The 3,939-nt window shown below is 31.4% G+C and carries 5 protein-coding genes; 3 read left to right on the plus strand and 2 right to left on the minus strand.

The window, feature by feature from the left end:
- The first annotated feature begins 171 nt into the window (after positions 1-171).
- The 3 genes from BW716_RS34535 (at position 172) to BW716_RS34545 (ending at position 3,107) form a co-directional block, all read left to right on the plus strand.
- Positions 172-666: a hypothetical protein gene (locus tag BW716_RS34535; RefSeq protein WP_083730597.1), complete on the plus strand. Its 495-nt coding sequence runs from the start codon at positions 172-174 to the stop codon at positions 664-666.
- Positions 667-736: 70 nt separating this feature from the next.
- Entirely contained in the window at positions 737-1,573 is an 837-nt protein-coding gene (locus BW716_RS34540; protein WP_083730598.1) for a hypothetical protein, read from the plus strand.
- A gap of 190 nt (positions 1,574-1,763) precedes the next feature.
- Positions 1,764-3,107 carry a glycosaminoglycan attachment site gene (locus BW716_RS34545; protein ID WP_083730599.1) on the plus strand — a complete coding sequence of 448 codons (1,344 nt, stop codon included), beginning with the start codon at positions 1,764-1,766 and terminating at the stop codon, positions 3,105-3,107.
- Positions 3,108-3,288: 181 nt separating this feature from the next.
- Here the strand turns inward: BW716_RS34545 and BW716_RS34550 are convergent, their stop codons facing one another.
- Together BW716_RS34550 and BW716_RS34555 are read right to left on the minus strand one after the other, a co-directional pair.
- Complete coding sequence (locus tag BW716_RS34550; RefSeq protein ID WP_083730600.1) at positions 3,289-3,669, minus strand: hypothetical protein; 381 nt, start codon at positions 3,667-3,669, stop codon at positions 3,289-3,291.
- Between the two features lie 65 nt (positions 3,670-3,734).
- Positions 3,735-3,939 (minus strand): type II toxin-antitoxin system HicA family toxin (locus tag BW716_RS34555; RefSeq protein WP_235644021.1); only part of this gene is annotated, 205 nt, incomplete at its 5' end.

Here is a 3,939-nt window from a genome sequence, read left to right on the forward strand (position 1 = left end):
TAATTGCCGATTACACAATGGCGGTTGGTTATAGATTCTTACACTCAACTTGAATCGTTACATAGAAGATTAAATTCTTTTAGTGATGATTCTACTATTGATAATATCATCTCACATTATGATTCATACTCTATTGAATATGCTGGCCCAATAAGGGATTATTCCTACCTTATGATCATTAGTATCAAATCTTTCATAGATTTATTTTCATGTTTAGTAGATGTAATAGTTAATCAAGAGATCAGGGATGATCATAAAATGCCCGATATTAGAAATATTAAAAATAATTTAAGTAGTTGTCAGCCAGTATGGTTAGCCATACAGGAACTTACTAATCCAAATTTAAATACATGGATACAAAAAGTTAAAAATTATAGAGATTGTCTAATACATCGTGGTTATAGATTGGAACCTTCATTTCATTTCAAAAAATGTGACGAATTAACAATCAAATTGATAAAAGGTAATTCTGAAGAAAAGGATTATATTCTAGTAGGTGAAATCTTTAATGATACAATCTTGGGCTTGTCACAATTTGAGAATGACATTTGTAAAATTCTAATGGATACTCGTCCAGAACTTTTAAGAGAGCCATTAGTAGAAATGAGTTACAAAACAAGTGGAGGTGCATCATTCTATAATATCAAACAAATAGATGAGGAATAATTATTTAAAAAACACCTGGTATCGGATACATTGATCTAAGCATATTTTCATTTCTAAAAAAAATAAAATCATGCATTCACCCCAATCAAATTCAGATATAAATTATAAGAAACACCCTATTTTCAAAGATCTGGATGTCTATGAAACATTTTATGAGGATCTAATATTTACTATATCTTCTGTAGGATTAGCTGGTGTCGGGCCCCATATCAGTATAAATTCCGACATACTTGCTAATTTAAAAGGAACTATATATTCTTTTAGATTGCTTTTAGAATCCAAATTGCTCAATGATGGAAATGCGCTACTGAGAAAGTTTCATGAAGTTTCCAATTTTCATGTTTACTTGCTCTTGTATATTTCACATGAAACAAAAAAAAACTTGGAAAATGGAACCCTTGAATTGTTTGTTGATAAAGTGAAAAAATGGATTGATGATACTGCCCAATTTGACAGCTTTGCGAACCAGTTAAGCTATATCAAAACTTCCCATGAGTTGTCAGATGCTTACGCAATACTTGATTATGACAATAGATATGCGAGTATTAAAAAAAGAGCAAATGAACATATTCATTTAAACTCTTGGCATAACTCATTTTTGAATAATAATACTATGTATTATGAAGGGAGAGAGAATATTCTGGACATTTTCCGCATAGACTTATTAGATGTCATCATTTGCCATACAATGCTACTTTTTGTTTTACAGCCTTTTTATATGTGTAGCGAAAATTATTTAGAATTTGCAGAAATGAACCAACCTTTACCTGCGGAATTAAAAAACAAGGCAATGCCATTTATAGATATTTTTTTTATTAAAGTTGTTCTGCCACATCGAAAAGATATTTATGCATTCGTCGAAAAAGAAACTGGAATTCTATTTGAAAGTCCTCTGCATGGGATTTAGGTATTTTATTAAATATCTTAAGCAACAAAATTTTAATAAATTGACTAGTATGAAAAGTAATGGATATGAAAATTTAGAAGGACTATCTAAGCAATATAGAAATAAATTAGAATTATCATTTGAACGAAATTTGAGCTCAACAAAGGCTTTAGATACTAATCATTATTACCTATTTTCAATATAACTATATATGGAAAAGCTGCCCCGCATTAGTCGAAATCTATTTAATATCTATACGTTATTTACAAGAGAACCATTTATTCATCACCTTGCACAGGAATTAGAATTTTATAGTGATCATAACGGTATATTAGGAGTTATTCTCATTGATCTTATTGACAATGACTTTTCAGCTATACTTCTTTCAAGAGATTCATCTAAGCAATATAAAGCAGAAAGTCTTCAAGTAAGTTTTCCTAACATTGAAGAAGCGAGAATATGGTTGGAGAAAGAATATTGTTCAGATCGAGTATCACACCATGAGGAGTCAAAGTACTTTGATTTATTTAAGCCAATTGTTTCTCAAGAAAAAAGACATCCAAATTTCGATTTTTTAAATGAACATATAGGGTTTCTGGCGGCAAAAGAAGTTATGAAGGAAATTTCATACCACTATAAAGATATTGATGGAAACTTTATTCAACAATTTCAATCGCTTAATGGTTTTGATGCTCGGTTGTGGGAAATTTATTTATATTGCTTCTGTCGAGAAGAATATTTTTCATTCAAAAAAGGTAGTCATGCCCCAGATTTAATAATAGAAAAAATGGGAGTAGAAATAGCAATTGAGGCCGTAACTATTAATCCAACTGAAAACACTAGAGAAGCATTATTAAATATATCAAGACCTTTTACACAAGCTGAAGTCGAAGAAAAGTTAAAGAATGAAATGCCAATTAAATATGCTACAGTTCTAACTAAGAAACTTAAAAAACGTTATTGGGAACTTAGTCATGTGGCTGGTAAATCAATAATTATTGCTGTCGCAGATTTTCACGCTTATATGTCGATGACATGGTCATTCTCTGCACTGCTTGAATATTTGTATGGATACAAAATATCCCACAGTAAAGATGTGAATGGAAATGTTAAAATTGATTATACACCAATTGAAGGGTTCGTAAAAGGTACTGGAATTAAAGTACCGGCAGGCTTTTTTTCGTTGCCTGATTCCGAAAATATAAGCGCCGTATTATTTACAGCCGCCGGAACGATTTCTAAATTTAATAGAATGGGAAAGCAGGCAGGATTAGGTTCTATGAAAAACTCTTTAATTAGAGCTGGAATGCGTCATGATCATGATCCCAACGCAGTAGTCCCAATCCCATTTCATTATGTCGTTAATGAAGAATGCAATGAAACTTGGGCTGAAGGAGTATCTATCTTCCATAATCCAAATGCATTAATAAAAATTGACCCTAAACTTTTTCCATCAGTCGCCCATCATTTTCTTATTGATGGCAAGATATTAAGCACCTTCCCAGATTTTTTCCCTTATTTTTCAATGACAAATAATATTGTCACAGTAGAATAATATGTTACTTCTTGTTATTATAATAAAAGAATAAGGATATCTACATTTTAGAAACCTATAAATAATTGGGATATATGGCTATACTTGCTCTCTTAAATTTGATCCGACTTACATGCTAAATGATATATGATTGATGATGATTGCAATACGCGTTTAAATAGGGCAAGACAATATAAACATACTACTTTGACAAAATATGAACGTCTATCAAAGTCCGTCCAATTTGGTGAATTGTGTCCTCGATTTTTTTTGCTTGCCTTGCTGAGGGAAATTTGACTTTATTTTTATATTGTCTTAATAAACTGACATTCATACCAGACATTTCGGCAATTGCGGCTACATTTAAAAAACTGAAGTTTTCAAATAATGCTGAAAAATCATATTTATATTCAAACCTAATATCCGCAGGATTTAAATCATGAAATTCTTTCAAAAGATTTTTCATGTTTTTTTCCAAAGTTTGAACATCATTTGCATCATCTACTATAAGGTTATCCTCAAATTTAATGCGTCCAAAAAATTTATTTTCTGTTTTCTCGATTACAAGATTAATAATTTGCATAGACATTTGCTTTTTCTATTATAAAATAGGATAGTGTAGGATTTAGGGAGGAGAAGCAAGGGGGATTATTCCCACCCCGCTTGCTCCCAAATACTATCTAATGTACCAGGAGGTAATGACTCTTTTCCATATTTCTTAGATAAGGTTACCTTGCCCGGCTTGATAGGATGGGTCAGTTGTACATGACTCCCCTTTGTGTTCTTGACTGTCCAGCCATCATCATACAGCTTTTTTAAAACTGCTTTGTAATGTAAGTATTCGGTTCTCGGC

Origin of the sequence: [Flexibacter] sp. ATCC 35208, from assembly GCF_001975825.1 — a bacterium.
Classification (GTDB): Bacteria; Bacteroidota; Bacteroidia; order Chitinophagales; family Chitinophagaceae; genus Chitinophaga.